Below are 26,129 nucleotides of genomic sequence, written 5' to 3' on the forward strand. Positions count from 1 at the left end.
GGTATCAACGTTAAGAGCACCAGCATCAACGGCAGTGGCGCTACCATCAACGATAGGGAAGATCAACGAGAGTCCTGTGAAGAAAGGCATTCTTTTTTACGGAATGTCTTTTTTTAGTAAGTACTTCCCATGCCATAAATCTCAAGGAGGGGATTGACATATTAATTTTTTGTGATATTGTACTTTTTAAATAGTTTAGAAAATAGGATGTATTGTGAAAACATAATGCTAGAGTGACCTTTTGCAATGAGGTTTGCATTTGGTTATATTGCAATCATTTTCATAGGGAGGGAAAGAATGGAGAAGGTAAAAAATCGGTGGCTGATTGCTTTGTCGGGAGTTGGCATCCATATTTGTATAGGATCAGCGTACGCCTGGAGTGTATTCACCAACCCTATGGCTGATGCGTTTGGCTGGAGCACAAGCCAGATTTCATTAGCATTCAGTATTGCCATCTTTCTGCTTGGATTCTCCGCGGCTTTTATGGGTAAGTTCGTTGAGAAAAGAGGACCGCGGATTTCTGGGATGTTATCCGCCGTGTTTTTCGGTGTTGGTGTTATGGGCACAGGACTTGCGACAGCTTTCGAATCATTAGCTTTAATGTACTTTTTTTATGGTATCGTTGGCGGGATCGGTCTTGGAATCGGTTATATTGCACCAGTATCAACGTTAGTAAAGTGGTTTCCTGATCACCGTGGTCTGGCGACAGGGCTTGCAATTATGGGGTTTGGCTTTGCATCGCTGATCAGCGGTCCGGCGGGTGAGGCTCTGGTCAGTTCAGTTGGTATTTCAAATGCTTTTTATATTTTGGGTGCAAGCTATCTGATCATCATGATGGCTGCATCACAATATCTGGCTCCACCTCCCGAGGGCTGGAAACCTGAAGGGATGCACAAAAGTAAGGCTGGCGAACCAAAGAAAGAAAAAGAAGATCTTTCCCAAATGACGGCCAATGAGGCGATTAAAACCAAGCCTTTTTGGATGTTATGGACGATGTTGTTTCTGAACGTTACCACAGGTATTGCCATTATCTCGGTTGCATCGCCGATCGGACAGGAAATTACCGGAATGTCGGCCGTTACCGCAGCCACAATGGTGGGAATTATGGGGTTATTCAATGGTGCCGGAAGACTTGGCTGGGCAACCATTTCGGACTATATAGGCAGGCCGAATGTGTATACGATATTTTTTATCATCGGAATTGTTTCTTACTTTTTGCTCCCGGTTATTACATCAGTCATCCTATTTCAAATTCTTGTCTATGCCATCGTCTCGTGTTACGGTGGGGGATTTTCGTCCGTTCCGGCTTATATTGGGGATCTTTTCGGCACAAAGCAGTTGGGGGCGATACATGGTTATATTCTAACTGCTTGGGCAGTAGCTGGTGTGGTGGGCCCTATGCTATTGTCATTAATCTATGATAATACAAACAGTTATCACCTGATCTTAGTTATATTCGGTGTCATGCATGTTATTTCGTTACTGATTTCGTTTTGGATAAGGGCAGTTATGCGGAGAATGAAAGAAGAAAAATGGCATGTAGAGACTGAACAGACTTCGAATCTTTAAAACCGGGAATGACATACTTGTACCGAATGTACTTCTGCATAGATCTGAAAAAGGAATATTTTCAGTATAGTTTGCTTTTTCTTTTCTTATAGTATGTTAAGCTATAAAAAAAGTATATTTTGAACTGAAATGATATACACATTTGAAAAGGTTTACGATCATTTTCGGGGGAGGGAATAATATGCAGGAGCAGGAACATGTTGTGGTGACCATTAATGGGGAAGAGTATCTGGCTGCCCCTGGTCAGAATTTGCTGGACTTAATCAACACGACAGGCAAATTTGTGCCACAGATCTGCTATAACGAATCACTCGGACCTGTGCAGACATGTGATACGTGTATGGTGATGGTTGACGGAGAGTTTGCACGTGCCTGTGGGACGACAGTGAAGGCTGGTATGGACGTGAATACCGAGTTGGAAATCGTTAATGCAGCACAGAAGGAAGCGCTTGACAGAATTTTAGAGAAGCATGAATTGTATTGTACCGTTTGTGACTACAATAACGGCACTTGCGAGATTCATAACACCGTGGCGGAATTTGGTCTTGAACACCAGTCAAGGCCATTTGAGTCAAAACCTTATGAAATCGATAATTCAAGTCCGTTTTATCGCTATGATCCCGATCAGTGCATTCTATGCGGACGTTGTGTGGAGGTCTGTCAGGATGTTCAAGTGAACGAAACGCTTCTGATTGATTGGGAGCGTGAACAGCCGCGTGTTGTTTGGGATAATGATGTGCCGATCGATCAATCATCGTGTGTCAGCTGCGGGCAATGTGTCACGGCTTGCCCGTGCAATGCGCTGATGGAAACATCAATGGTCGGAGAGGCAGGCTATATGACTGATCACGAGCCAGGATTACTAAGGTCCATGATTGATGTAACGAAGCAGGCGGAGCCAGGCTATGGACCGCTATTTGCTGTTTCTGATACGGAGGCGTCCATGCGCGAGGAACGTATTGAAAAAACAAAAACGGTCTGTACATACTGTGGTGTCGGATGCACTTTTGATGTCTGGACAAAAGACCGTAAAATATTAAAAGTGGAGCCACAGCAGGATTCCCCGGCGAATGGCATTTCGTCTTGTATAAAAGGAAAATTCGGCTGGGATTACGTGAACTCGGACGAACGGCTGACAAAACCACTCATCCGTGATGGGGAATCGTTTGTGGAGGTTGACTGGGATGTGGCACTTGACTACACAGCTAGACGATTTTCCGAAATCAAGGCTGATGAAGGTGCTGACGCTTTAGGGTTTATTGCTTCATCAAAGGCCACAAACGAGGAATCGTATGTCATGCAGAAACTGGCACGGCAGGTGATCGGTACCAATAATGTTGATAACTGTTCACGTTATTGTCAGTCTCCAGCGACGAAGGGACTTTTCCGGACAGTCGGACATGGCGGAGACTCCGGTTCCATTGATGATATTGCGGAAGCGGATATGGTCATAACGATCGGCTCCAATACAGCTGAGTCCCATCCGGTGTTGGCCTCACGGATCAAACGCTCACAAAAATTATTCGGGCAAAAGCTTTACGTGTTTGATTTACGGAAACATGAAATGGGGCAGCGTGCTGATAAGTTTTTCCAACCAAAAAGCGGAACAGATCTTGTATGGCTTTCCGCCGTCACAAAATACATCATTGATCAGGGCTGGGAAGATCGTGAGTTTATTAATCAATGGGTCAATCATTTTGACGATTACAAACAATCATTGGAAAAATTCACCCTTGACTATGCCGAAAAGCTGACAGGGATCTCCAAAGAAGAATTGGTCAGCATTGCTGAACAAATCACAAGTGTTAATAAGCTTGCGATTTGCTGGGCAATGGGTGTCACTCAGCATCAGCTTGGCAGTGATACAAGTACAGCCATCTCCAACTTATTGCTCGTTACTGGTAATTATATGCGGAATGGCACCGGTGCTTATCCACTGCGCGGTCATAATAACGTTCAAGGCTGCAGTGACTTTGGGAGTATGCCGAATTTCTTCCCAGGCTATGAAGAAGTTGCTGACGATGATGTCCGGAAGCGTTATGAAGACGCATGGGACGTAGAGATTCCTGCTGAGCCCGGCAAAGACAATCACGAAATGATCGGGGCGATTCATGAAGGTGACCTGCGTTCCCTGTATGTCCTTGGTGAAGACACTGGGATTGTTGACGCAAATATTAATTATGTGACAGCCGCTTTTGAAAAGCTGGATTTTTTCGTTGTGCAGGATTTATTTCTAACCGAGACAGCGAAATACGCTGATGTCATTCTGCCTGCTGTTCCAAGTTTGGAAAAGGAAGGGACATTCACGAATACAGAACGTCGTATTCAGCGTTTGTATCAAGCGCTGAATCCTGTGGGCGACGCACGGCCGGACTGGAAAATTATCATGGATCTTGCGGCGAAAATGGGTTATGACTGGCGATACGACAGCCCGGCGGACATTATGGATGAATCAGCTTCCCTTGCACCGTTATTTGCTGGTGTCAGTTATGACAGATTGACCAATTATAACAGTCTGCAATGGCCGGTTGCAGCAGATGGCACGGATTCACCCCTTCTGTTCATTGATGGGTTCCCGTTTACGGATCATAAAGCAAAGCTGTATCCATTGGATTATGAACTGATGTATGATACAAATAACGAATATGATTTACACGTTAATAACGGCAGGGTGCTTGAACATTTTCATGAGGGCAATATGACCTATAAATCAAAGGCCATCTCTACTAAAATGCCGAGTGGATTTATTGAAGTATCACCGGAACTGGCAAAGGAACGTGGTATCAACGAGGGTGCTGAAGTGAAATTGATGTCTGAATCAGGTGAAGTGACCGGGCAGGTCCACATTACCGACAGAGTCAGCGGCAGGGAATTGTATTTGCCATTAAATGATAACGGCAAAACTGCCGTCAACTATTTAACCGACAATCGGGTTGATAAAGATACAGATACACCAGCTTTTAAAGAAATAGCAGTCAAAATGGAAGTCATCAAGAAAAAGGGTAAAAGCCCGCTGCCTCCGAATAATTACCGGCGAGGAAATCCGCAGCCGCAAATTGGAGTCAATCCAGAGCGCAAATGGAATCGCGGGGACTATATTTTCCCGGGAAGTCAGGTGAAACAAAATGGCTGAAAAAATAACCGGAATTAAACGCTTGGAAATTTCTGAACAAACCATTCAGGAAAGGAACCTGGATGATGTTGTAAAGTCCGTCGGTGACAATAAGGAAGCCATTTTAAAGGGGATTGAGTTGCTTAACACCTTGAACCAAAGCGGGACACTGGATACGGTGAATGCCTTTGTTAAGCATCGTGAGGACGCTCTGGAAAATGTCATGCGAGAGTTAAACAAACCGCAATATGCGGGGGTTCTCGAAAACCTGACGAACCTTATATTGTTGCTGGGAGATATGGATATGGCTGAGCTGCAGACGTTTACTGACCGGCTGAATCACGGCGTAAAGGAAGCAGCTGCCTCCGAAGCTTCTGAAAAAACGTCGTATATGGGTTTGATCAAGGCATTGAAGGATCCTGAAATTAACCGGAGTATTACCATGCTGCTGCAATTTTTGCGTGGAATGGGAAAAGAATAGCCAGATTATTGCCTCGACAATGTACCTTTGTTGGGGCAATTTTTAAAACAAAAATAGTTCATAATATTTACTTTTAAAATAAAATAGAGTTATACTAAATATACGCAATTAAGCATAAAATTTAGACGGGAGTTTTGGCTGAATTTTTTGAAAAAACTAAAAGGGAGGCAGGGAAATTGAACAGTATCTTCATTGCAATTATTGGTCTTGCTGTTTTTGCATTCGGTTATCGCTATTATTCTAAATTTGTAGCGGAAAAGATATTTCGGCTTGATCCCGACTATGTGACACCGGCACACAAGTATAAGGATGGCGTCGACTTTGTTCCGACAAACAAGTTTGTCTTATGGGGACACCATTTTACATCTGTTGCCGGCGCAGCGCCCATAATGGGTCCTGCGGTAGCAGTTTACTGGGGATGGCTCCCCGCACTATTGTGGGTGTTACTGGGAACTGTGTTCGCTGCTGGCGTCCACGATTTTGGCACATTGGCTATATCAATTCGCAATAAGGGGCAATCGATCGGAACCCTGGCCAACAAGCTGATTGGACAGCGGGCAAAAATCTTGTTTTTATTTATCATTCTTATTCTCCTATTAATGGTGAATGCCGTCTTTTCCTGGGTTATTGCAAATTTATTTGTTTCCTTCCCGGCAAGTGTCCTGCCGGTGTTCATCCAGATTCCGCTTGCCATATGGATAGGTCATGCAGTGTATAAGCGTAAGACAAAAATGCTTCTGCCATCTGTCATCGCGCTTGCTGTCATGTATCTGGCAGCAATTGTTGCCAGCCGTGTCGAATTTTTGCAGATAGACCTGGTGCAATATTTTGGCGGCGAGGGTAGTTCAGGCATATTTGGACTCGGAGCCGTTAATAGTGCTTTTTTCATTTGGATTCTGGTTTTAATGATTTATGTTTATATCGCGTCGACGCTCCCGGTCTGGAAGCTTCTCCAGCCTAGGGATTTCATAAATTCACACCAGCTTGTCGTCGGGCTTGCCGTTCTATATTTGGGTTTACTTTTTACCAACCCGGAAATTACCGCCCCCGCTACACACTCGGGAGCTGATACATCGTGGTTCCCGCTTTTGTTCATTACGATTGCATGTGGGGCCATCTCCGGATTTCATGGCCTGGTGTCGAGTGGAACATCATCCAAGCAGATCAGTAATGAGGCTGATGCACGTTTTGTCGGATACTTCGGGGCTGTCGGTGAAGGGATACTTGCACTAGTCTCCATCCTGGCGGTCGTGACATTCTTTGGCAGCACTGAAGAATTTTTGGGAACGTACAGCAGTTTTACAGCAGCAAACGAGGCGGGACTGAATGTGTTTGTTGAAGGTGCAAGTGTTCTGGCTTCGGGTCTGGCAATTCCGCCTGATATTGCAACAACAATCGTATCGATCATCGTTGTAAGCTTTGCAGCTACAAGTCTTGATACATCTGTACGACTGATGCGCTACATCGTTTCGGAGCTGGGTGTTGAATATAAGGTGCCGGCACTTTCCAACACGCACGTGGCCACATCTGTCGTCGTTGTTGCAAGCGCGTTTTTGGTCTTGATGCCTGAAGGATCCAAAGGCTTTGGTTCAGGCGGTTATTTGCTCTGGCCGTTATTTGGAACGTCGAACCAGCTTCTTGCAGGGATTAGCCTTCTGCTCGTTTCGATTTGGCTGAAACGGCGGGGAAGCAATTATCTGGTGACACTGATACCGATGATTTTTGTCATGTTTATGACGCTGTGGGCCATGTTTAAACAAGTTCTGTTTGAATGGTCATGGTTTGGCAGTGATCCGCAAATGCTGCTGTTTGTCCTCGGCGCCATTATATTTGTTTTTGCGGTCTGGATCGTTCTGACAGCCTTCAGTACATTAACAGGTCAAATGGATACGCCGGATGATTTAGACCAAAACACCAAATAGACATCCCCGGTTGATGCCGGGGGCCATTTTACTATCAACTCCTTACATATTTGATAGTACTGGCTTACTAAAAAGGGATCATGCAATATGATGATCCCTTTTAGGAATTTTATAAAGAGGTGAGATCATGATTGAGCAGCTGAAGAAACTTGCGGCGTTTTATGAAGAAGTCTTAAGTATGCCGCATCGTCAGGAAATCGCAAGGGAACTGCGGGATCAGGACGATTTATTTTTATTGCTGTTATATTCGGAAATGATCGGTATCCCGAACCCGGTTTATTATTATACGCTTGAATTGTATCCCTATATGATTGAGGATTTTCATGACTGGCATTTGCGGATGGGTATGGATAAATCACCGCTGACCGGAATCCGGTGTTGTTAGCAGATACCACCTGAGTGAACCAAAACCGCAGCGAACAGAAAGGAAGTCTGATGAGATGCAAGTTTTGGATAAAAAAATCATTTTCGTTGGGGGAAAAGGGGGTGTTGGAAAATCGACTTCTGCCGCGGCCATTGCCTGGAAGGCGGCGAATGCTGGCAGCAACACACTCTTAATTTCCACTGATCCGGCCCACAATTTGGCTGATATTTTCGGTGAGCCGATCGGCGGCAGGATAACGACTATTTCAAAAAAACTTGACGCGCTGGAAATTGATCCGGCCGTAGAAACGGAAGAATATATTAAAGGGGTCAAAGACAATATAAAAAATGTTGTGCATTCGAGCAGGATGGAGGAAGTTCACCGTCAGCTGGATACCGCTAAAGCGTCACCCGGTGCAGATGAAGCAGCTTTATTCGATAAACTGATTTCCATTATATTGGAAGAAAGCAATCGCTACGATAAGATTATATTTGACACAGCCCCGACAGGTCATACCATTCGGCTGCTGTCTCTGCCTGAATTGATGGGGGTGTGGATTGAGGGCATGCTGAAAAAGCGGCAAACGACAAATGAAAATTACACCCAGCTGCTGAATGATGGCGATCCTATTGATGATCCAATTTATGATGTGTTGAAAACGCGTAAGGAACGGTTTTCCAAAGCGAGGGAAATCATGCTGGATGGACAGGTAACCGGTTTTGTCTTTGTTATCAACCCGGAACGTCTGCCGATTGTGGAAACGGAAAAAGCGATCAAATTGCTTGATCAATACCACCTGCATGTGAAAACATTAATCGTAAATAAACTGCTGCCTGAAGATGCAGAAGGAGAATTTTTACTGAAGCGGAAGGATCACGAACAGCAATATCTTGATATGATCAAGGAAACCTTTGCTAATCAGGAAAAAATTTATGTTCCTTTATTCCCCCACGATATAACGGATAAAGAGCATCTGGAAGCATTCAGTAAATATTACTTGGAGGGGTAGGAAAATGAAAGCATTTGTACATGAACATGGAAAAATGAAACTGAAGGAGATGACAGACCCGTTTGCCGATCATGGACAAGTTGCCGTTTCCATCCGGACGGCTGGGTTGAATCGCCGGGACGTGGCAGTCCCAGGGCGTAGAGGGGAAGATGCTGATGCATTAATTCTTGGTTCAGACGGGGCCGGCGTGATTCAGTCTATCGGGGAAGGTGTATCCGAGTTTTCAGTTGGGGATGAGGTGATCATCAATCCGGCACTCGGCTGGTATGAAAACAGTGAGGCACCACCGGAACAGTTTGATATTCTGGGCATGCCTGATCATGGGACATTCACAGAACTGATTGTGTTACCGGCAGAACAGGTTGAGAAAAAGCCGGAGCATTTGTCCTGGGAGGAGGCGGGTGTGCTTGTTCTGTCAGGTTTAACCGGGTATCGGGCATTGTTTACAAAAGGGGATATTCAAGATGGTGAAACACTTTTCATGCCTGGCGCCGGAAGCGGTGTAGCAACCTATTTGATTCAATTTGCTAAACAAGCCGGGGCGCGTGTTATTGTGACCTCCCGAAGTGAAGCAAAGCGAAAGCAAGCGATTGAACTTGGCGCTGACAGAGCATTGGATACAAACAGCAGTTGGCCGGATGAGCTTAGGGAGGAAACGATTGATATCGTGATTGACAGTGTCGGTCGAGCAACGTTGAACCGGTCGCTGGAAGTGCTGAAAAAAGGCGGCCGCCTCGTATCATTTGGTGCAACGACGGAAGATACAGTCGAATTGAATCTGCGCAAATTTTTCTATGGACAATATAAGCTGATTGGCTCGACAATGGGAAGTCAGGAAGAGCTCCGCGCCATGCTCGCGTTCATTGACAAATATCAGATTCATCCGATTGTTGATCAGACGTTTTCATTGGATGAAGCCCATGACGCGATGAATTATTTGAAAGACGGTAAACAGTTCGGAAAAATCGCTCTAAGAATTCGTGAATAAGAGGATAAACAGGCTCTCTGTGTCGGAAGGAGCCTGTTTTTATATTTTATCAGAAAAGATGGCAATATCGGCTGAAGAGAGAAAGTATCGGCAGAAAGGAGAAAATATCGGCAGAAAGGAGAAAATATCGGCAGAAGGGAGGAGATATCGGAAGAAGGGCGAAAGTATCGGCAGAAGGGCGGAAGTATCGGCAGAAGAGCGGAAATATCGGCAGAAGAGCGAAGATATCGGCAGAAGAGCGAAGATATCGGCAGAAGAGCGGAAATATCGGCAGAAGAGCGAAGATATCGGCAGAAGAGCGAAGATATCGGCAGAAGGGCGGAAGTATCGGCAGAAGAGCGAAGATATCGGCAGAAGGGCGAAAGTATCGGCAGAAGGGCGGAAGTATCGGCAGAAGAGCGAAGATATCGGCAGAAGGGCGAAAGTATCGGCAGAAGAACGGGAGATGACGGGAAGGAATCAGTGTGCCCGGCCATATAAATAACGCCGCATCTTATTGTAAATACGGCGTTATTTTATCAATGGCCTGCTGCATGCGCTCACTGTTTTTCTGATACAGGTCTTTAGACTCCTGACTTTCTGTTGCCAAAGCGAATAACTCGAGATCAGCCTGGCACTTTTTCATCGAAGCAAGAAGTAGCGGTTTTTCAGTTGGTTCGGGAACAGCAAGTTTATCATCATACAAATCAACCGTTAATTGCCCATCACTGTCAACTTGACCGAGGAAAACATTTTCAATACTGACATTCATTTTAGTTAATTCAGTTTCCAGCCAGTTCGTATTCAGTGAGGCGTTCGCCAAAGGTTCCAATAAGGCATTTCCGTCCATAATCACCGTTTGTGATTCTTTTTCCGGTGAAACGTTTGTACCGAGTATTTTTGGCGTAATCGGCTGGTTCTCTTTTTTAGGGAGCAGGTTGACTTTTCCTGTCGGCTCAAGAACCGCAAACTCGACATCGGCTGCATTGAAGACTTGATTATTTCGTAATTCTTCAAGCAAATTGTCAGTGGTGAATCGCTCTTTCTTCATGTTGTCTTCCATAATCTTACCGTTTTGAATGAGGACGGTTCCTTTACCTTGAAAAATATTACGGAAACCTTTGCTTTTCAGTGCCAGGAATTCCACTGTTACTGGAATCAGAAACCATACCGCCAGTGCAAGAATTCCATAAACGGGATTTGTCGCGACATCTGTTACATGAATCGCAACGATACTGCCAATGACAATTCCTGTAATATATTGAAATATATTCAGTTGTGACATCTGTTTCTTGCCGAGTCCTTTGGTGATCAGAAATAAAACGATTAAAAAAACAAATGAACGAACTAAAATTTCTGCCCATCCTGGCATGAAATCATTCCTTTATTATGAGTGTGCTGATATCTTATATGAGTCAAACAAAGCCTGGTTTTGGCTTCATCCTATGTGTCGGTACTCGAACCGGGGTGGAATAAGGCGCTCCCATTTTTGCACCCGCACCATGCTCGAGCCTCCGGAACATATTCGCGATGTCCCGTAGCCCAGGTTTCTTTTCTCGCCAACCGGTTGTTTACGCTGACGGTACGAAACACTGAAAAAGCGTTACAATCAGCTTTTATATTGCGGTTCTTCTTTCGTAAGGTATATTACCTGGTTTTCTAAATCGTTTTTGACCGTTTTTAATGTATGTTGTACTTCTTTAAAGATCTGTTCTGTCTCTTGATCGTTCGTTTTCACTGCCAGTGTTTCAAGTGTTGCTTCAGCACTTTTAATGGATGAAAAACATCCTTTCACCTGTGAACTGACCGTCATCATTATCCTATCCTTTCGGTTTAAAAATAATCGCACCAATGACACCAAAGATAATAGCAGCTGAAATACCTGCACTGGTCACTTCAAATATCCCGGTTACAACACCAATAATTCCGTGTTGCTCAGCTTCCTGCATGGCACCGTGCACTAGCTGATTACCAAAGTTTGTTATCGGGACGCTTGCCCCTGCGCCGGCAAAGTCAATTAAAGGGTCGTATAATCCTAAACCGTCTAAAATGGCTCCGGCAATCACAAAAATGGTGAGAGTGACGCCTGGATTCAATTTAAAAACATCAAACAAAATCTGTCCGATGACACAAATAGTGCCACCGACAACAAATGCCCAGAAAAAAATCATTGGTTATCACTTCCTGACTCAATCGAGACTGCGTGGGCGATACAGGGGATGGAATCATTCTGCTGTACACTTAATGGCGAATGAAGTGACCCTGTTGCAACAACCAGAATTCGATTTACTTGCTGTTCCTTGATTAACTTTAAAAAATGACCGTAAGTGCCGACCGCTGAACTTGCTGTACCACTTGCACCTGAAAGGACCGGCTGACCTTCGCGGTAAATGGTGAGACCACAGTCCCGGTACATTTCTTCAGGTATATCGATATTTTTTTTCTGTAAAAGATCCATTGAAACTTCCCGGCCGATATGACCAAGGTCACCTGTAATGATCAAATCATAATACGTTGGGTCAACATTGCGTTCTCTTAAATGGGTTTCAATCGTATCAACAGCGGCAGGTGCCATTGCTGCTCCCATGTTAAACGCGTCCGTTATGCCCATATCGACCACTTTGCCAATGGTCGCTGAGGTAACTCTTGGACCTTCTCCATTTTTGGCAACTAATGCACATCCGGCTCCTGTTACTGTCCATTGGGCAGTTGGAGGCTTTTGGCCGCCATATTCTGTTGGGTAGCGGAACTGCTTTTCCGTTGCGGCATTATGACTGGCGGTACCGCTTAAGATATAGTCTGCACCATCGCCGTTGATAATGAATGCACTGAGTGCGAGACTTTCCATTGATGTCGCACATGCGCTGAATAACCCGAAATAGGGTATATCAAGTGTTTTGGCTGCAAAATTGCTTGGGGTTATCTGATTAATTAGATCCCCGCTTATGAAAAATTTGACCTGTTCTTTTTGAATCAGACTATTTTTAATGGCAATTTGAGCTGCTTCCTCCATCATGGTCCGTTGTGCTTTTTCAAACGATGATTGTTTCAGCCACATATCATCATGGAGGATATCAAAAGCATCCGGTATATTGCCATTGGCTTCAAACGGGCCGCCGACAGTTCCGGTTGAAATGATGACAGGCTGATTATTATAAATCCACGTCCGGTGTCCCGTTAACATTATAAGCCACCCCATTGAGTTAGGATTGTTTTAATTAAGGCAATAATAAATGCCGAAAAAACACCATACACGATGACAGGGCCTGCCAGTTTGAAGATATTGCCGCCGACACCTAATATAAAACCCTCTGAACGGTGTTCGATTGCCGCTGAAATGACGGAATTTCCAAAACCGGTAACAGGCACAGCAGATCCGGCACCTGCAAATTGACCAATCCGATCATAGACGCCAAAACCGGTCAGGAACATGGTAATAAAGATGAGCGTGGCAACAGTCGGGCTCCCTGCCGTTTGTTCGGTGAAATTAAAGAAATAAACATATATGGTGGAAATGATTTGGCCGATAAAACAAATAAAGCCACCAATCAGAAAAGCTTTGATACAGTTCTTTAGTAAGGGGCGTTTGACTTCCCGCTGTTTGGCGAATGTTTGATATCGTTGAGCAGTTGGTGGTGAATTTTTCTTTTTCTTATCTGCCATACATCTCACGCTTTCTTCAAGTTTTTTCCTTCATGAGTTTAATCAGGCGGTCAACCTCTTTTTTTAATTTTTTGTTTGAAATTTCGTTTTGGTTGATTTTTTCCTCAAGCTCATCGATTTCAAGAACCAGTTTTTTATCAGTTGAGACCTCAGCCTTATGATCCGAAAATGCTTTTTGCATATTTTTTTGCACTTTTTTTTCGATATCCGCTAACTGAAACCGTTTCTTATGTTCGATTTCAAATGCAATGATTAATTTTTTGTCTGTATTGACGGCATGGACTTCTGTGACTGACGCTCGCCGGTTGATGCGTTTTTTTGCCTGGTTGGCTGTTGATTGGTCCATAGCATTACTGGTCGAGATCATGTCAAAATTGGCATCATGCCTATTTTGCGATGTATCATTATTGGATGTGCAGCTTATCAGGGAAATCGCAATTCCCAGCATCAACAGAATGTTTAGTGCCCTCATAGAATACCTCCAGATTGGCGAGGCTGGCTGATTAGGCCAACCTCGTTACTTAAAATCCTTTGTATTGTGGTTCTTCCTGTTCAATTTGCTGCACACGCGGTTGGACAGTCTGCAAAATGGTTTGCGTTTGTTGGGCTGCATCCTGATAAACCTGCTTTGCTTGTTTGTTTTCAGTCTGGAGGGCGAATTGTTCAAAACTCGCCTGTGCACTCTTCAGACCGGCAATTGTCTGTTTAACCTGGGATGAAACAGTCATTGTGGTGAATCCTCCTTCAATCAGGGAAAGCATTTTTTGTTGTCAAAAGTAAATAGAAAAAACACTTGTCTCTGGACTTGGATTTTTTCTATGCACTTCACTATTTATAATTTTAATGTAAGCCGTTATTTATGCTTTCTATTTTTTACCTTTTTACAGTGATTGTGGAACTTTCGGGCGGGGAAATTCGTCATATAAGTACGTGTTCAAAAAAGCGGATAAATAGAGACCGTCATCGGTTGAGTCCTCGGGTGACAACCGCCAACGCCAATATTAGCGCGTTAATCGTCTCAAAGTTCGAGGCAGCGCGACTTACCGAGTTGGCGATTGATGTGGACGGTTTTGAGCAGAAGATCCCGTATCGAAGCATCATTTTTACCGGACTTTTTGAACAACCTCTATATAAGAGGGGAGAGATGGGTATGCGAAAATGGATCGGTATGATAATTGGGGTAATTTTGATCATATTCGTATCGCTTTATTGGCTTAATGGACAAGCATTCACCGAATTGGCAGACAATAAAACAATGGCGGTACAAGAAGGTGACTTTATTTTACATATTCGAGCAGAGGGCGTTGAGGGCGGTTTTCAAGTATTTAAAGCCATTCAATACGTCGGGGACGAATCGATTGAGATCAAACACCAGACTCCACTCGTTTCTGTATCAGTCAATCATCCCAATCACGATTATACCGGCTCAGAAGTTACCAATATGTTGAATACTGGAAATAGTTACCACCCACAGAAATCGAAAACATTTAAAATACCAGAGGATGGGACTTACACGTTATTTTGCGAGGCGAGATTTGCGGCTGATGGCGAACAAATGACCATTACCCATCAGGCGGAATTAATCTTTCAGTAAAAAAGATTTCCTGTATGGCAGGCTGCTTTTTAGCTGCTTATTTTCCATTCGCGTTAAGTGTGATCTCAACCTCTTTTGTGATTTGACAATCACCGGCTCTTCCGTACATGCAGCCAGGATCGTCAGCATCATAAAAACAGAAATGGTCTTCCACATGTCAGTTCCTCCAATTGCGTCGTGTTTAAGTACATTATACTAAAAATAAATGACGGATGAAGCCTTTAAGAAGAAAAAACAGCCGATTCCACGGGCTTGTTTTTCAACATACCTGTCTACACTGATTCCAAACATTTGATGACAATATGGCGTCGATGATATCAATTTTCTGTCATCTTTGTTAAACTAGTGGTACATACACTTAGGGAAGGTAGATAGCAGATGGTAGAGATGCGAAAACCGATACCGGTTGAAGAAGCGATTCATCGTGTATGGGAGCATCGATTCACAGGTGAGAAAGAATGTGTTTCCATTCATGATTGTGATAATAGGAGACTGTCAGAAACCATTATCGCTAAACACCCTGTTCCGCCGTTTCCGAAATCACCTTATGACGGATTTGCATTAAGATCAGAGGATACCCTGGAAGCAAACCGGAATAATCCGGTGCCATTTAAAGTTGTCGAACATATCGGGGCAGGTCAGGTACCTGAAAAAAGCTTACATAAAGGTGAGGCAACCCGTATCATGACTGGTGCTAAAATACCCGACGGCGCGGATTGTATCGCCATGTTTGAAGTCTGCCAGACGTATGAACAGGATGATCATTCCTATATGTCCATTAAACGAACAATGGAATCGGGTCAAAATATTATCGGGAAAGGTTCGGAAGTTGCAGAAGGCGAAAAGCTGATTGCACAAGGAACTATGATTAATCCAGGTGTAAAAGCTGTTTTAGCCACGTTCGGTTACAGTCAGGTTAATGTTGCGAAAAAACCTGTGATTGGTGTGATTGCTACCGGTACGGAATTGCTGGATGTCGACGAAGAACTACAGCCCGGAAAAATCCGCAACTCCAATGCCCACATGATTGTCTCACAAATCATCAGGGCCGGAGCAGACTATCGGTATTTTGGTAAACTGGCAGATGAATTTGATGAAAGCTACGAAACGATCACACAGGCATTGGAACTGGTGGATGTTCTGATTACAACGGGCGGTGTCTCTGTTGGTGATTTTGATCTAATGCCGGCCATTTATGAAAAACTTGGGGCAGACGTCTTGTTTAACAAAGTGGCGATGCGCCCTGGAAGTGTCACAACGGTTGCGGCAAACGGGGAAAAGATCCTGTATGGCTTATCAGGTAATCCTTCCGCTTGCTATGTCGGTTTCGAACTGTTTGTCAGGCCATTAGTACAACACGGCCTGTCGAATCCAAATGCGTTCCCGAAGCGGATTAAGGCAACCCTGGCAGATGACTTTCCAAAGCCGAATCCGTTTAAACGGTTCGTCCGCATCTATTTAACATTTGAATATGGCAAAGCATATGCGAACCTGGCTGGAATGGATAAATCCAATGTTGTCACCTCACTGGCACACACAACAGGCCTGATGGTACTGCCCGGCGGGAGCCGCGGTTTTCAGGCTGGTGACGAAGCAGAAGTTTTGTTGCTTGATGGTGAGCAGGGTCAGCGTGAATTTCAGCTCATATAGAGAGAGTGTTCAAAAAGTCCGGATCCTCTTTTTTTGAACACGAATGATAGGAAGGAGAGGTTATTATGCAAAATGAACCGGAACCTATCAAAGACCACTTCGGGAGAGTACTTAAAGACCTTCGCATATCGGTCATTGATAAGTGTAATTTCCGGTGTACTTACTGTATGCCTAAAGAAATATTCGGCGAGGACTACGTATTTTTATCGGAGAAAGAGTTGTTGAGTTTTGATGAAATAATCCGGCTTGCCGAAGTGTTTGCAAAGCTGGGCGTGGAAAAAATCCGGATTACCGGCGGCGAACCACTGATGCGCAGAAATCTGGACGAATTAATTGCCAAGCTCTCAGACATTCCAGGCATAAAAGACATCGCTTTAACAACCAATGCAGTTATGTTGTCTAAACAGGCAAAGAAATTGAAAGCAGCGGGGCTGAAGCGTGTCAATGTTAGTCTTGACGCAATTGAAGATGTTGTGTTTAAGGAGATCAACGGAAAAGGTGTTGGCTCCAGTCCAGTTCTGAAAGGAATCGAATCCGCCAAAGAAGCAGGTCTTGGTATCAAAGTCAACATGGTTGTCAAAAAAGGGATGAATGACAGCCAAATTTTACCAATGGCTCGCTATTTTAAAGGAAAAGATATTATTTTACGCTATATTGAATTTATGGACGTTGGCAATCATAATGGCTGGGATTTTAAACATGTCATTTCCAAACAAGACATAATCAACAAGATTGACCAGGAGCTGCCAATTGAACCGGCAGAAGAAAATTATTACGGTGAAGTTGCATCCAGATACCGTTATAAGGATGGCGGGGGAGAGATTGGTGTTATTTCCTCTGTGACCGATGCTTTTTGCGGTACATGCACCCGGATTCGGCTGTCAGCAGATGGCAAATTATATACGTGTCTTTTTGCATCAGACGGGTTTGATATACGTGAAAAAATACGCGGGGATGAACTCTCAGACAGTGAATTGGAACAAGAATTGACCAGTCTATGGGGCAGACGAAAGGACCGTTACTCGGAAGAACGTACAGAAGAGACACGGAAACACCGAAAGAAAATTGAAATGTCCTATATTGGCGGCTAAAACCATTTGAGCCACAGGGGTGATTGTGTGAAAACATTTCAACTGAAATCATTAAAAATCATTGATAACGAAAGTGCTGACATGCTGCAGCAATCGATTCCCCTTGTGGATGGTTTGATTATTGACAAAGAAGATGAAGAAAACCACTGGGTGATCGAAGCATATGTTGAGAAGACATATGCTGATTTTTTTCAAAATCTTCGCAGCCATCATGAAGAAGTCATGGTACAGGTGAAAATTACAAAAGAAAGTAACGATCCTGCAACGTTTATTACAGCCATCACAGGAATTAATGATATCGGAGACAGAATGAATGTTTTGTTTATTGGATCCATTGTCGATCAGCGAAAAGAAATCATTGAAGCAAAGTTAAAGATGTTAATTGATCAGGGGTACCAAGGTGAAGAATTACTGCAAAAGTTCAAGGAACAGATTTAATGTTTGCCTATCCTCCTTCATAAGCTTACCGACGTCCACTTTTAGGGATTAAGTAGAGTGAACGCCGGTTTCTGAATCTCCCTTCCGCTGCTGAATTGTCCTCCCTGGGACCGTAAATCGATGATTACAGGCCTGCCAACTCTCTCATTTATTAGTTGAAATTTGTCGAAACCAGAAGCATTAAACACAATTGACTGTTATAATGGTGTTAAGTTTTTTGGAAAGCAACCGATAATAGGATGGAGGGTGCCAGGGGTATCGTATGTTTAATCATTCGTTTTTTCATTGGATCAATCGGTTATCACCGGTACAACTTATTTTCCTGTTTTATTTTATAGCAGTTATTGCAGCTACTGCAGTTCTGGCACTTCCGGCAGCCCATCAGGATGGTGTCAGCCCGCCATTCATTGATGTCTTATTTACGGCTGTCAGTGCACTTAGTGTTACCGGACTGAGTACGCTAACGATTGCCGATACGTTTAGCACAACAGGCATCATCATGCTTGCCATTATTCTCCAATTAGGCGGGGTAGGGGTGATGGCTGTTGGAACATTCATCTGGATGATCATCGGCAAAAAAATTGGATTGAGAGAACGCCGGTTAATCATGGCTGATCAGAATCAAACCTCTTTTGCAGGCATCGTCCGGCTAGTGAAAGAAATTTTACTGGTTATTTTAATCATTGAACTGATTGGCTTCCTGATTCTCGGGACTTATTTTTTACAATATTTTCCAACGGCGGAAGAAGCTTGGTTTCAGGGATTTTTTGGAGCCATCAGTGCCACGACAAATGGCGGGTTTGATATTACCGGACAGTCGCTGCGAATGTTTCGGGACGATTATTTTGTCCAGTTTATCAATATGCTGCTGATTATTTTTGGAGCAATCGGATATCCGGTTTTAGTTGAAATAAAAGCATTTTTATTTGGAAGAAGTGACAGGCGGAATTCGTTCAGATTTACCCTGTTTACAAAAGTCACGACATTAACTTTTTTAGGATTGGTTTTAGTTGGCGCAATTTTTATCATGCTTTTGGATACAGGTGGGTTTTTCACGGACAAATCGTGGCACGAAGTACTGTTTTATTCCCTGTTCCAGTCGGTTACAACGCGAAGTGGCGGACTAAGTACCATGGATATTAGTCAATTGTCAGAGCCAAATCATTTGTTCATGTCTGCACTCATGTTTATCGGGGCTTCTCCGAGCAGTGCCGGCGGGGGAATCCGGACAACTACATTCGCGTTGGTTATCATATTCATATTTACGTATGGCAGAGGGAAAGGGAATATCCGGCTTTTTAACCGTGAAGTCTATGAGGACGATCTCTTAAAAGCCGTAACGGTGACAATGATGGCCTTTATATTTGTGTTCACCGCAACGCTTATCATGTCAATCGTGGAACCATTTGACCTGACACAAGTCTTGTTTGAAGTAACGTCTGCATTCGGGACGGTCGGGTTATCACTTGGCATAACGGACAGCCTTTCAACCTTCAGTAAAATCGTTCTTATGTTCTTAATGTTTATCGGAAGAGTTGGGATCATTACGTTTCTATTTATTTTCAAAGTTCATAAAAAAAGCGGAAAATACCATTATCCAAAAGAGAAAATTATCATTGGATAATTGCTGTCCATTGGGGAGGATATCATGATCAGGGAAACTGACTTACCAATTAATGATCACATTTTAACAAAGCTGAAAGAAGCTATCGTATTTGTGCGGCAAAATGGTGACATCGTCCGCGGGAATGATGCTGCATATGACTTATTGAAGATGGAGAAGGGGATTGGCAGGTCTGTGCATGACTATCTCGACTTCGGTCTGTTAAAGGAAAATGATGAAACCCATCTGTTAATGGAGATAAAAAATCAACACGGATTATTGGCAGAAGTGAAATCGATTCGTACCGCAGAAGATATGTTTTGTCTGATCATCAGTGAGTTGTCCATCAATGACAAAACAGATGAAATAAAGAAGTATATCAATAGTCAGGTCTATGCTGACTTAGAAGGCATCGTGATGTACGAAAGAGACCGGATTATTGATTGTGATCAGGCCTTTGCAGATATGTTTGGCTATACAGAATCTGAAATAAAAAACATGTCGTTTTCCCGGCTGGTTGACGAGAATAGTTTTTATAAATTTTCTGATATCCATCACTATCCTGACAGGCCGCACGCGTTAACGGGGGTCCGGAAAGACACATCGGTGTTTCACTTTGAAATGATGGGGCATCCCTATAACAATCTTGGAAATATTGTCCGAGTTGCTGTTATAAAAGATGTTACCAGCCGAATCGAAAGTGAGAAACGAATTGAGTATATGGCCTATTATGATGAGCTTACGGACTTGCCCAACCGGAACTATTTCAATAAAGTGTTAAAAGAAGCCACGGCTGAGGCGGAAAACAATCAGGAGATGCTGGCCGTCTATTTTATTGACTTGAATTATTTTAAAGAAATCAATGATACGCTCGGCTATGCTTTTGGTGATAAGTTATTAAACGCTTGCGGGGAACGGTTTAAAACATTTTTGAATTCGAACACATTTATTGCCAGAATGGGCGGGGATGAATTCCTTATTCTGCAGCGATGCCCCAGCGATCAACAGGCGGTTGCTGCATTTGCGGAAAGCTTAATGACGGCGTTTGAGAAACCAATAAAAATTGATGATTATGAGATATTTACATCCATCAGTATTGGAATCAGCATTTATCCTGAAAATGGTAAAACGGCAAATGACCTGATTAAGCATGCTGATTCAGCCATGTACGTGATCAAGGAGAAATATGGCAGCAACTATAATATTTTTGAATCCGCTATTTCGGAAAAATTTAAAGCCATGTTAACGATGGAGAGTGAACTGCGGAAGGCTTTAAAGGATGGCCAGTTTGAACTCCACTACCAGCCGCAGAAGAACCTCAATTCGGATGAAATTGTCGGAATGGAGGCGTTGCTACGCTGGAAGCATCCACTGAAGGGATACATACCACCTGATGATTTCATTGGTCTGGCTGAAAAAACAGGGCTGATTATTGATATTGGTGATTGGGTGTTACAGGAAGCCTGCAGACAAAACAAGGCCTGGCAGGATAAAGGGTTTCAGCCTGTAGTAGTTGGTGTTAATTTATCAGCCAAGCAACTTTATCAACGGGAATTAGTCGGCAAGGTCAAAAAAATATTGGATGAAACCGGACTGGCTCCGGGATATTTGGAACTGGAAATTACAGAGACCATGGCTATGACCAATGAGGAAAATATTCTGGAAACAATACAGTGTCTTCGCCAGCTTGGTGTCATGGTCTCAATTGATGATTTCGGTACCGGCTATTCATCGTTCAAATATTTGAGTGTTTTTCCGGTAACGAAATTAAAAATTGATAAAATGTTTATCAATGAAAATCGGGAACAGAATCAGGCGATTGTCAAGTCTATTATTCACATGTCTCATTCATTGAATATGAAAGTCATTGCTGAGGGCGTTGAAACTGTTGATCAGCTGCGATTTCTGACGGATGAAGCGTGTGATGAAATGCAGGGTTTTTATTTCAGCAAGCCACTGCCCCCGGAGAAACTGACAAAATTGTTATGAACCGTAACCTGAATGAACCGGAGCCACATGTGGTCAGTGCAGGGCTCCGGTTTGACCGTTAATCTTTACCGGATTTGCTGATGTCAAGAATTTTTAGTTGATCATTTTCGTGTCCAATCGTAAGCTGATATGTCATACTATCCTGTTTTGTTTCTTTTTCATCAGGCGATTTTGTCTCTGCGGTAATGGTCACGGTCGTTTTGACCTGCTCATCTTCTGTAACAGTGCTTGACAGTTCTGAATAGTCAAGGTTGTTGTATTGGACATAGTCTTCACGGAAGTCCGAATAAGTGTTGGCTGACTGCATAGCACTTCCCAGCAATGTATAAGCGCCGACATAGTCTCTGATACTGATACTTTCAAAAAAATAATCTGCGACGTACTCTGCATCCTCGGTCAACTGCTCCGGATCATCAGAAGCACTGATATCATCCGCGCGTTTATAGTCCAGCTCGTCGTTTTGTGCTTCGTTTGACCATGTTGTTGCTTGTTCATAAATCTCACTTGCTGGAATACTGAAACCAATTGTGCCGTCGTTTGTGCCGACCGAATTAATACCGATTACATTTCCGGTTCCCCGGTTAATCAACGGTCCGCCGCTATTCCCGTCTGTGATTTGCGCGGAAATCTGGTAAACATTTTCATAATTGAATCCATCAACGGAAAAATTCCGTTCCGTTCCGGAGACAATGCCCAGTGTGACGGTATTTTGAAAGCCATGAGGGCTGCCCAAAGCGATGACTTCATCGCCTATTTCAGCTTTTATGCCCTTTTCGATCGTTAACGTGTTTTGGTTAGCGAGCTGCTGAACACGAATAACGGCAATATCAGTGTTTTCGCCCGTTCCAACGACGGCTGCAGGGTAAATGTGACCGTTGGCTGTCCGAACATTAATCACGTCTGCCTCTTTGACAACATGGGCGTTCGTCATAATATCGCCTTTTTCATTAAATAAAAAACCGGATCCGGTGATCGTTTTCTCGTCATTTTGGCCCTCAATCTGCACAACGCTTTTCTCGGCGTTGTGGATAATTGATTTCAGATCAAGGCTCCCGGTGTTTGATTCCACTTTGTTAATCGTGGGGTTGTTTACCGAAACAGGATTCGATTGCCACACATTATACATGACATACCAAATAATCATTCCGGCTGCAACAAGCAATACCGAAACAATTATCGGCCCCCGCTGTTTTTTGTCCATATGTTCACCCCATTACAGTTATTCACTGATCGGTATACCATCTGATTTGATCCACTTTTATGTCAATATTGTTTGCGTTTTGGTCCACATCAAAATGGGTGAACTCAAATTCACCGGTTTCACCTGGATAAAGTGTCTCCGGGTAAACGTATACTTCGTTTGATAAAAAACGCTCATCATTTGTGAACAATTCATATTCGACCAAAATAGAATTGATCGGAATGGTGGCGACACTTTCTACTTTCCCTTTTATGACAACTTTTCCTTGTTCATCACTTTCGACGTCGACTGAAATTAGTTCAATGGCATCATTTTCATTTAATTTCCGTTCTTCCTCAGCCGAACTGATAGCCTTTTCGATTCGTTGACGCTGCGCCGTTTCAAATGCTGTTTTCTCTTTATCAATGGTTGTCTTCAGACTTTGCAGTTTTTCGGCTTCCGGGGCATATTTTAACCCGTCCTCGACAATTAATTGGGCGTCTGAGAATTGTTTACTGTTTAATTGTTCACTTGCCCGTGAAAAGGTATATTCGACAATACGGCTTCGAATGGCACCCGTGATATCAGCAGCCTCATCAGTAGGAATGCCATCACCTTCCCATAATAACGCTTTTAATTTATTGATGTCTGGATCCTGGTCCAGTTCATATTTAAGCTTTTCCAGTTTTATCATATTTCGTTTTTCTGTCAGTTTATCGATTAGCGGTGTAACAGCGTCACCACTATAATCGCTCAAACTGCTTTCTGCTTCATTGATAAGCGTTAAGGCATCCTGGAATTCCTGATTTTCCAAGTTTTTGGCTGCTTGTTCCATATTTGCTTCGGCGTCTTTTGCGGTTTGGACAAAGCTAAAGGCTATATCAGCTTGGGTAAACGACTGGTTATGTTCAAGGGCAGACTTCAGGGATTCGCCTGCTTCCTGGTATTGCCCTTCAATAGCGTGTTCCTCACCTTTGTTATAAAATTCTTTTGCCTGGGTTGTCTGATGCTGTAAAAATATATAATAAACACCAGCAGTCAGAAGAATGAATGCTAGAATAGCGATTGGAACATACCAGTTTTTATTGAATGCTTTTTTGTTTTCAAGCCGCTCATATCGATCTTCCGGCAGTTTTTTGCCGCATTTTATACAATAGGATTCATTATCCCGGACATTTGTGCCACAATAAGGACAATGGTGCATGATCACACCTGCTTTCGTTGACAGCGGGTTATACGCTTCTTCTGTCTTAAGTTTATCATATTTTTGCTTCCATTAGGATGGGGAAATTGGTATGATAGAAGTGGAAGAAATGGTATTCACAAAAAGGGGGTACACATATATGGAAGTATGGGAAACAGCTTTTGGAATTCTTTGTTTCGGGTTACTTGCCCTTAATATCGGCTATTGTATATTTGATAATGAATAAAAGTAAGGGTCAGACGATATGTGGCATAGTCTGACCCTGTGTTCACTTTGTTAAGGACCATTCGTTTATAGGAAAAATAACAAACTCTGATTTTCCGGCAATGTTCTCTTCACTGATAAAACCGAGCCCGTTTCTGCTGTCTTTGCTTATCTTTCTGTTATCCCCCATCACAAAATAACTGTCTTCTGGCACTTTGACGGGGTCAAAACGGCCAGTTCCATCTTTAAATGTTTCCGTAATAAACGATTGTTCGTATTTCTCACCGTCAATATACAATGTCTGATTCTCTACTGAAATGGTCTCGCCAGGTAAACCGATAATGCGTTTTACATAATTTTTTTTGGATCGATTAATGATGACAACGTCTCCTCGCTGGACATCATTGAACCAATAGGTGAATTTATTGAATAGGACCACCTCTCCATCCTCGAGGGTAGGAACCATACTTTTTCCTTCAACGACTGATGCGACAAAAACAAACGACCGGAGGAAAAAAGCGATTAAGACGGCTATCAGAATCGGCTTCAGCCACTCCCCCCATCCACCATTTTTCTTCTTTGATTTTCCCACATGACGACATCCTTTCGTTGTTTATATACAGTGTGCTAAGGGGATAAAATATTTACTGGTTTTGCTTTTCCTGTTTAGCAATTTGTTTTAGTTCACGTATCATGCTTTCTTTGTATTCATCGTCTGTATTCAAATGGACACCCAATTCAGTAGACCGGGGGAACTTTTTTATCCATACAATGGCACCCATTGCTTGAAAAGGGGTGGCATTCAGGTGAAAAGCAAGGGAGATTTTTGTGTCTTTGGTCAGGCTGAGTGGATTTTGACAATACAATTTTGCTCCCTTGTTACTAACGTCAAGAACTTGTACGTCCGTTGTGACCTTATCGTTTTTTTCGATTTTTGTCAGTCTTCCGGCAACATCCCGGCCAAATGCAAAACGGTAAGATTCATTGCGTTTAAAATACATGTTGATCTCCCTTCAAAATAAAAGAATTTTTTCCATTAATTTGAATTGAAACTTGTCATTTTTTGTTGAAGTGTGCTAAAGTTAAGTAAGCTATATAATGGAGGTGCTATCTAAATCACCATGTGTGCTGCCGATAAACTCTTGAAACGCATCGAATATTTGCGAAACAAAATGACAGATGTTGCCATGGAAAAAGGTTTTACAAGTCCGGAATCCATCGCAATCAGTCAGGAGCTGGACAGGCTGTTAAACCTTTACCAATCCATGAAACAAACGAATAACCGGAAAAAAGTCAAGTGACGTGAAACTCAGATCATTTTTTACATCCTTAAAAATGATTCAAGCGAATCAGGACCTGTCCTAATGGTGTCTATACCATATGCATCTGACAAATGCATAGAGCCTTCCCCAATCGAAGAAAACGAACTGTCTGGCATTAGCGCCACTTTTCCTTTTCGCACCAAATCAATTCCAAACTGTAAAGACGAATAGTTCATAGAAAATGCCGGGAAAATGCGCCGTCCAGTTTATAGGCTTTAAGTCCTATGAACATAGAACCTCCATAAGAAAATGTTAAAAATGTTCAAATAATTTTGATTAGCAAGGTAAAAAATAAGGTATACTATCATTAGGACTGAAAAAGGTTTACAATTTAGTCCCCCTTTTTTGGAACGATCATACATGAAGGAGTTGACTAACATGCGTCCGAAATATCAGAATTTTGAAGAATTGGTTAAACAAAATAAACAAGAACTGCTTGAAGATGAACAAAAAATCAAGCAGATCGAGCAGCGGCTTGATAAAAAAGCTACTAAACAAAAAACTGATAAAATAAACCAACTATCGTAAATCTATTTTATCACAAATCGATGGTGTGAACCATGTTCAAATTTGTGGAAAAGAAAGAGGGGCATCCTGAAATGCTCCCTTTTTTTGTTTAACTTCTCAATTGTTTGAACAATACATGGTTTTCCTGATGGGTGTGCTGGTCTGCCAGCTGCGTATAGGTGGTTCGGCGAAAAAGTGAATCAACAGAAGAGCGGGAGAATCGGCATAAAAGGGAGAACTTCTGCTAAAACAGCTCACGC

Annotated in this window: 28 protein-coding genes; 16 read left to right on the forward strand and 12 right to left on the reverse strand. The window is 43.0% G+C overall.

Annotated features, from left to right (window positions below; translation table 11 throughout):
- Window positions 1–297: 297 nt before the first annotated feature.
- From E4U82_RS00655 to E4U82_RS00690, 8 genes are all read left to right on the forward strand, one after another.
- On the forward strand, window positions 298–1,569 hold the full coding sequence (locus E4U82_RS00655) for an L-lactate MFS transporter (RefSeq protein WP_135108106.1): 1,272 nt from the start codon (window positions 298–300) through the stop codon (window positions 1,567–1,569).
- 181 nt (window positions 1,570–1,750) lie between these two features.
- Window positions 1,751–4,702 (forward strand): formate dehydrogenase subunit alpha, encoded by a 2,952-nt coding sequence (gene fdhF, locus E4U82_RS00660; protein ID WP_135108107.1) that lies wholly within the window; start codon window positions 1,751–1,753, stop codon window positions 4,700–4,702.
- Window positions 4,695–5,162 carry a helical membrane plugin domain-containing protein gene (locus E4U82_RS00665; RefSeq protein ID WP_135108108.1) on the forward strand — a complete coding sequence of 156 codons (468 nt, stop codon included), beginning with the start codon at window positions 4,695–4,697 and terminating at the stop codon, window positions 5,160–5,162. The genes fdhF and E4U82_RS00665 overlap by 8 nt, the downstream gene beginning before the upstream one ends.
- A gap of 176 nt (window positions 5,163–5,338) precedes the next feature.
- Window positions 5,339–7,084, forward strand: a complete 1,746-nt coding sequence (locus E4U82_RS00670) for a carbon starvation CstA family protein (RefSeq protein ID WP_135108109.1) — start codon at window positions 5,339–5,341, stop codon at window positions 7,082–7,084.
- A gap of 127 nt (window positions 7,085–7,211) precedes the next feature.
- On the forward strand, window positions 7,212–7,469 hold the full coding sequence (locus E4U82_RS00675; protein ID WP_135108110.1) for a cory-CC-star protein: 258 nt from the start codon (window positions 7,212–7,214) through the stop codon (window positions 7,467–7,469).
- Window positions 7,470–7,524: 55 nt separating this feature from the next.
- Window positions 7,525–8,457, forward strand: coding sequence for an ArsA family ATPase (locus E4U82_RS00680; protein WP_135108111.1), 933 nt, complete (start codon window positions 7,525–7,527; stop codon window positions 8,455–8,457).
- Window positions 8,458–8,461: 4 nt separating this feature from the next.
- Complete coding sequence (locus E4U82_RS00685; RefSeq protein WP_135108112.1) at window positions 8,462–9,445, forward strand: zinc-binding dehydrogenase; 984 nt, start codon at window positions 8,462–8,464, stop codon at window positions 9,443–9,445.
- 19 nt (window positions 9,446–9,464) lie between these two features.
- Window positions 9,465–9,929 carry a hypothetical protein gene (locus E4U82_RS00690; protein ID WP_135108113.1) on the forward strand — a complete coding sequence of 155 codons (465 nt, stop codon included), beginning with the start codon at window positions 9,465–9,467 and terminating at the stop codon, window positions 9,927–9,929.
- Window positions 9,930–9,938: 9 nt separating this feature from the next.
- Here E4U82_RS00690 and E4U82_RS00695 read toward each other — a convergent pair whose 3' ends face one another.
- The 7 genes from E4U82_RS00695 to E4U82_RS00725 form a co-directional block, all read right to left on the reverse strand.
- Entirely contained in the window at window positions 9,939–10,796 is an 858-nt protein-coding gene (locus tag E4U82_RS00695) for a DUF421 domain-containing protein (RefSeq protein WP_135108114.1), read from the reverse strand.
- Between the two features lie 237 nt (window positions 10,797–11,033).
- The gene (locus E4U82_RS00700; RefSeq protein WP_135108115.1) at window positions 11,034–11,237 is read right to left on the reverse strand and encodes a DUF1657 domain-containing protein; all 204 of its coding nucleotides are present in this window, start codon (window positions 11,235–11,237) and stop codon (window positions 11,034–11,036) included.
- 7 nt (window positions 11,238–11,244) lie between these two features.
- A complete protein-coding gene (gene spoVAE / locus E4U82_RS00705; RefSeq protein ID WP_135108116.1) occupies window positions 11,245–11,595 on the reverse strand; it encodes a stage V sporulation protein AE in 351 nt (116 codons plus the stop codon).
- A complete protein-coding gene (gene spoVAD, locus E4U82_RS00710; RefSeq protein ID WP_135108117.1) occupies window positions 11,592–12,608 on the reverse strand; it encodes a stage V sporulation protein AD in 1,017 nt (338 codons plus the stop codon). The genes spoVAE and spoVAD overlap by 4 nt, the downstream gene beginning before the upstream one ends.
- Window positions 12,608–13,087 carry a stage V sporulation protein AC gene (gene spoVAC / locus E4U82_RS00715; RefSeq protein WP_135108118.1) on the reverse strand — a complete coding sequence of 160 codons (480 nt, stop codon included), beginning with the start codon at window positions 13,085–13,087 and terminating at the stop codon, window positions 12,608–12,610. The genes spoVAD and spoVAC overlap by 1 nt, the downstream gene beginning before the upstream one ends.
- Window positions 13,088–13,103: 16 nt before the next feature.
- On the reverse strand, window positions 13,104–13,559 hold the full coding sequence (locus E4U82_RS00720) for a YhcN/YlaJ family sporulation lipoprotein (protein WP_135108119.1): 456 nt from the start codon (window positions 13,557–13,559) through the stop codon (window positions 13,104–13,106).
- A gap of 49 nt (window positions 13,560–13,608) precedes the next feature.
- Window positions 13,609–13,815 (reverse strand): DUF1657 domain-containing protein, encoded by a 207-nt coding sequence (locus E4U82_RS00725; protein ID WP_135108120.1) that lies wholly within the window; start codon window positions 13,813–13,815, stop codon window positions 13,609–13,611.
- 422 nt (window positions 13,816–14,237) lie between these two features.
- Here E4U82_RS00725 and E4U82_RS00730 point away from each other — a divergent pair, with 422 nt between their 5' ends.
- Complete coding sequence (locus E4U82_RS00730) at window positions 14,238–14,681, forward strand: hypothetical protein (protein WP_135108121.1); 444 nt, start codon at window positions 14,238–14,240, stop codon at window positions 14,679–14,681.
- On the opposite strand, the gene E4U82_RS19730 is transcribed toward E4U82_RS00730, so the two are convergent.
- The gene (locus E4U82_RS19730) at window positions 14,667–14,837 is read right to left on the reverse strand and encodes a hypothetical protein (RefSeq protein WP_167751284.1); all 171 of its coding nucleotides are present in this window, start codon (window positions 14,835–14,837) and stop codon (window positions 14,667–14,669) included. The genes E4U82_RS00730 and E4U82_RS19730 overlap by 15 nt on opposite strands.
- A gap of 222 nt (window positions 14,838–15,059) precedes the next feature.
- Here E4U82_RS19730 and E4U82_RS00735 point away from each other — a divergent pair, with 222 nt between their 5' ends.
- The 5 genes from E4U82_RS00735 (at window position 15,060) to E4U82_RS00755 (ending at window position 21,452) form a co-directional block, all read left to right on the forward strand.
- Window positions 15,060–16,331: a molybdopterin molybdotransferase MoeA gene (locus tag E4U82_RS00735; protein ID WP_135108122.1), complete on the forward strand. Its 1,272-nt coding sequence runs from the start codon at window positions 15,060–15,062 to the stop codon at window positions 16,329–16,331.
- Window positions 16,332–16,396: 65 nt separating this feature from the next.
- Window positions 16,397–17,422, forward strand: coding sequence for a GTP 3',8-cyclase MoaA (moaA, locus tag E4U82_RS00740; protein ID WP_135108123.1), 1,026 nt, complete (start codon window positions 16,397–16,399; stop codon window positions 17,420–17,422).
- A 27-nt stretch (window positions 17,423–17,449) separates the two neighbouring features.
- Window positions 17,450–17,860, forward strand: coding sequence for a YwpF-like family protein (locus E4U82_RS00745; RefSeq protein ID WP_135108124.1), 411 nt, complete (start codon window positions 17,450–17,452; stop codon window positions 17,858–17,860).
- A 262-nt stretch (window positions 17,861–18,122) separates the two neighbouring features.
- Window positions 18,123–19,484: a TrkH family potassium uptake protein gene (locus E4U82_RS00750; protein WP_135108125.1), complete on the forward strand. Its 1,362-nt coding sequence runs from the start codon at window positions 18,123–18,125 to the stop codon at window positions 19,482–19,484.
- Window positions 19,485–19,508: 24 nt separating this feature from the next.
- Complete coding sequence (locus tag E4U82_RS00755; protein WP_135108126.1) at window positions 19,509–21,452, forward strand: sensor domain-containing protein; 1,944 nt, start codon at window positions 19,509–19,511, stop codon at window positions 21,450–21,452.
- Between the two features lie 58 nt (window positions 21,453–21,510).
- Here the strand turns inward: E4U82_RS00755 and E4U82_RS00760 are convergent, their stop codons facing one another.
- The 4 genes from E4U82_RS00760 to E4U82_RS00775 all read right to left on the reverse strand — a co-directional run bounded on the left by E4U82_RS00760 (window position 21,511) and on the right by E4U82_RS00775 (window position 25,041).
- Entirely contained in the window at window positions 21,511–22,653 is a 1,143-nt protein-coding gene (locus E4U82_RS00760) for a S1C family serine protease (RefSeq protein ID WP_135108127.1), read from the reverse strand.
- Window positions 22,654–22,675: 22 nt separating this feature from the next.
- Entirely contained in the window at window positions 22,676–23,836 is a 1,161-nt protein-coding gene (locus tag E4U82_RS00765; RefSeq protein WP_135108128.1) for a zinc-ribbon domain-containing protein, read from the reverse strand.
- Window positions 23,837–24,104: 268 nt separating this feature from the next.
- Entirely contained in the window at window positions 24,105–24,632 is a 528-nt protein-coding gene (lepB, locus tag E4U82_RS00770) for a signal peptidase I (RefSeq protein WP_135108129.1), read from the reverse strand.
- A gap of 52 nt (window positions 24,633–24,684) precedes the next feature.
- The gene (locus E4U82_RS00775) at window positions 24,685–25,041 is read right to left on the reverse strand and encodes a PilZ domain-containing protein (protein ID WP_135108130.1); all 357 of its coding nucleotides are present in this window, start codon (window positions 25,039–25,041) and stop codon (window positions 24,685–24,687) included.
- A 120-nt stretch (window positions 25,042–25,161) separates the two neighbouring features.
- Between E4U82_RS00775 and E4U82_RS00780 the strand changes: the two genes are divergently transcribed.
- Together E4U82_RS00780 and E4U82_RS00785 are read left to right on the forward strand one after the other, a co-directional pair.
- Window positions 25,162–25,341 (forward strand): aspartyl-phosphate phosphatase Spo0E family protein, encoded by a 180-nt coding sequence (locus E4U82_RS00780; protein WP_135108131.1) that lies wholly within the window; start codon window positions 25,162–25,164, stop codon window positions 25,339–25,341.
- Window positions 25,342–25,740: 399 nt separating this feature from the next.
- Window positions 25,741–25,890, forward strand: a complete 150-nt coding sequence (locus E4U82_RS00785) for an FbpB family small basic protein (RefSeq protein ID WP_135108132.1) — start codon at window positions 25,741–25,743, stop codon at window positions 25,888–25,890.
- Window positions 25,891–26,129: the final 239 nt, after the last annotated feature.

Origin of the sequence: Lentibacillus salicampi (genome assembly GCF_004565465.1) — a bacterium.
In the GTDB taxonomy this organism is placed as follows: domain Bacteria; phylum Bacillota; class Bacilli; order Bacillales; family Amphibacillaceae; genus Lentibacillus; species Lentibacillus salicampi.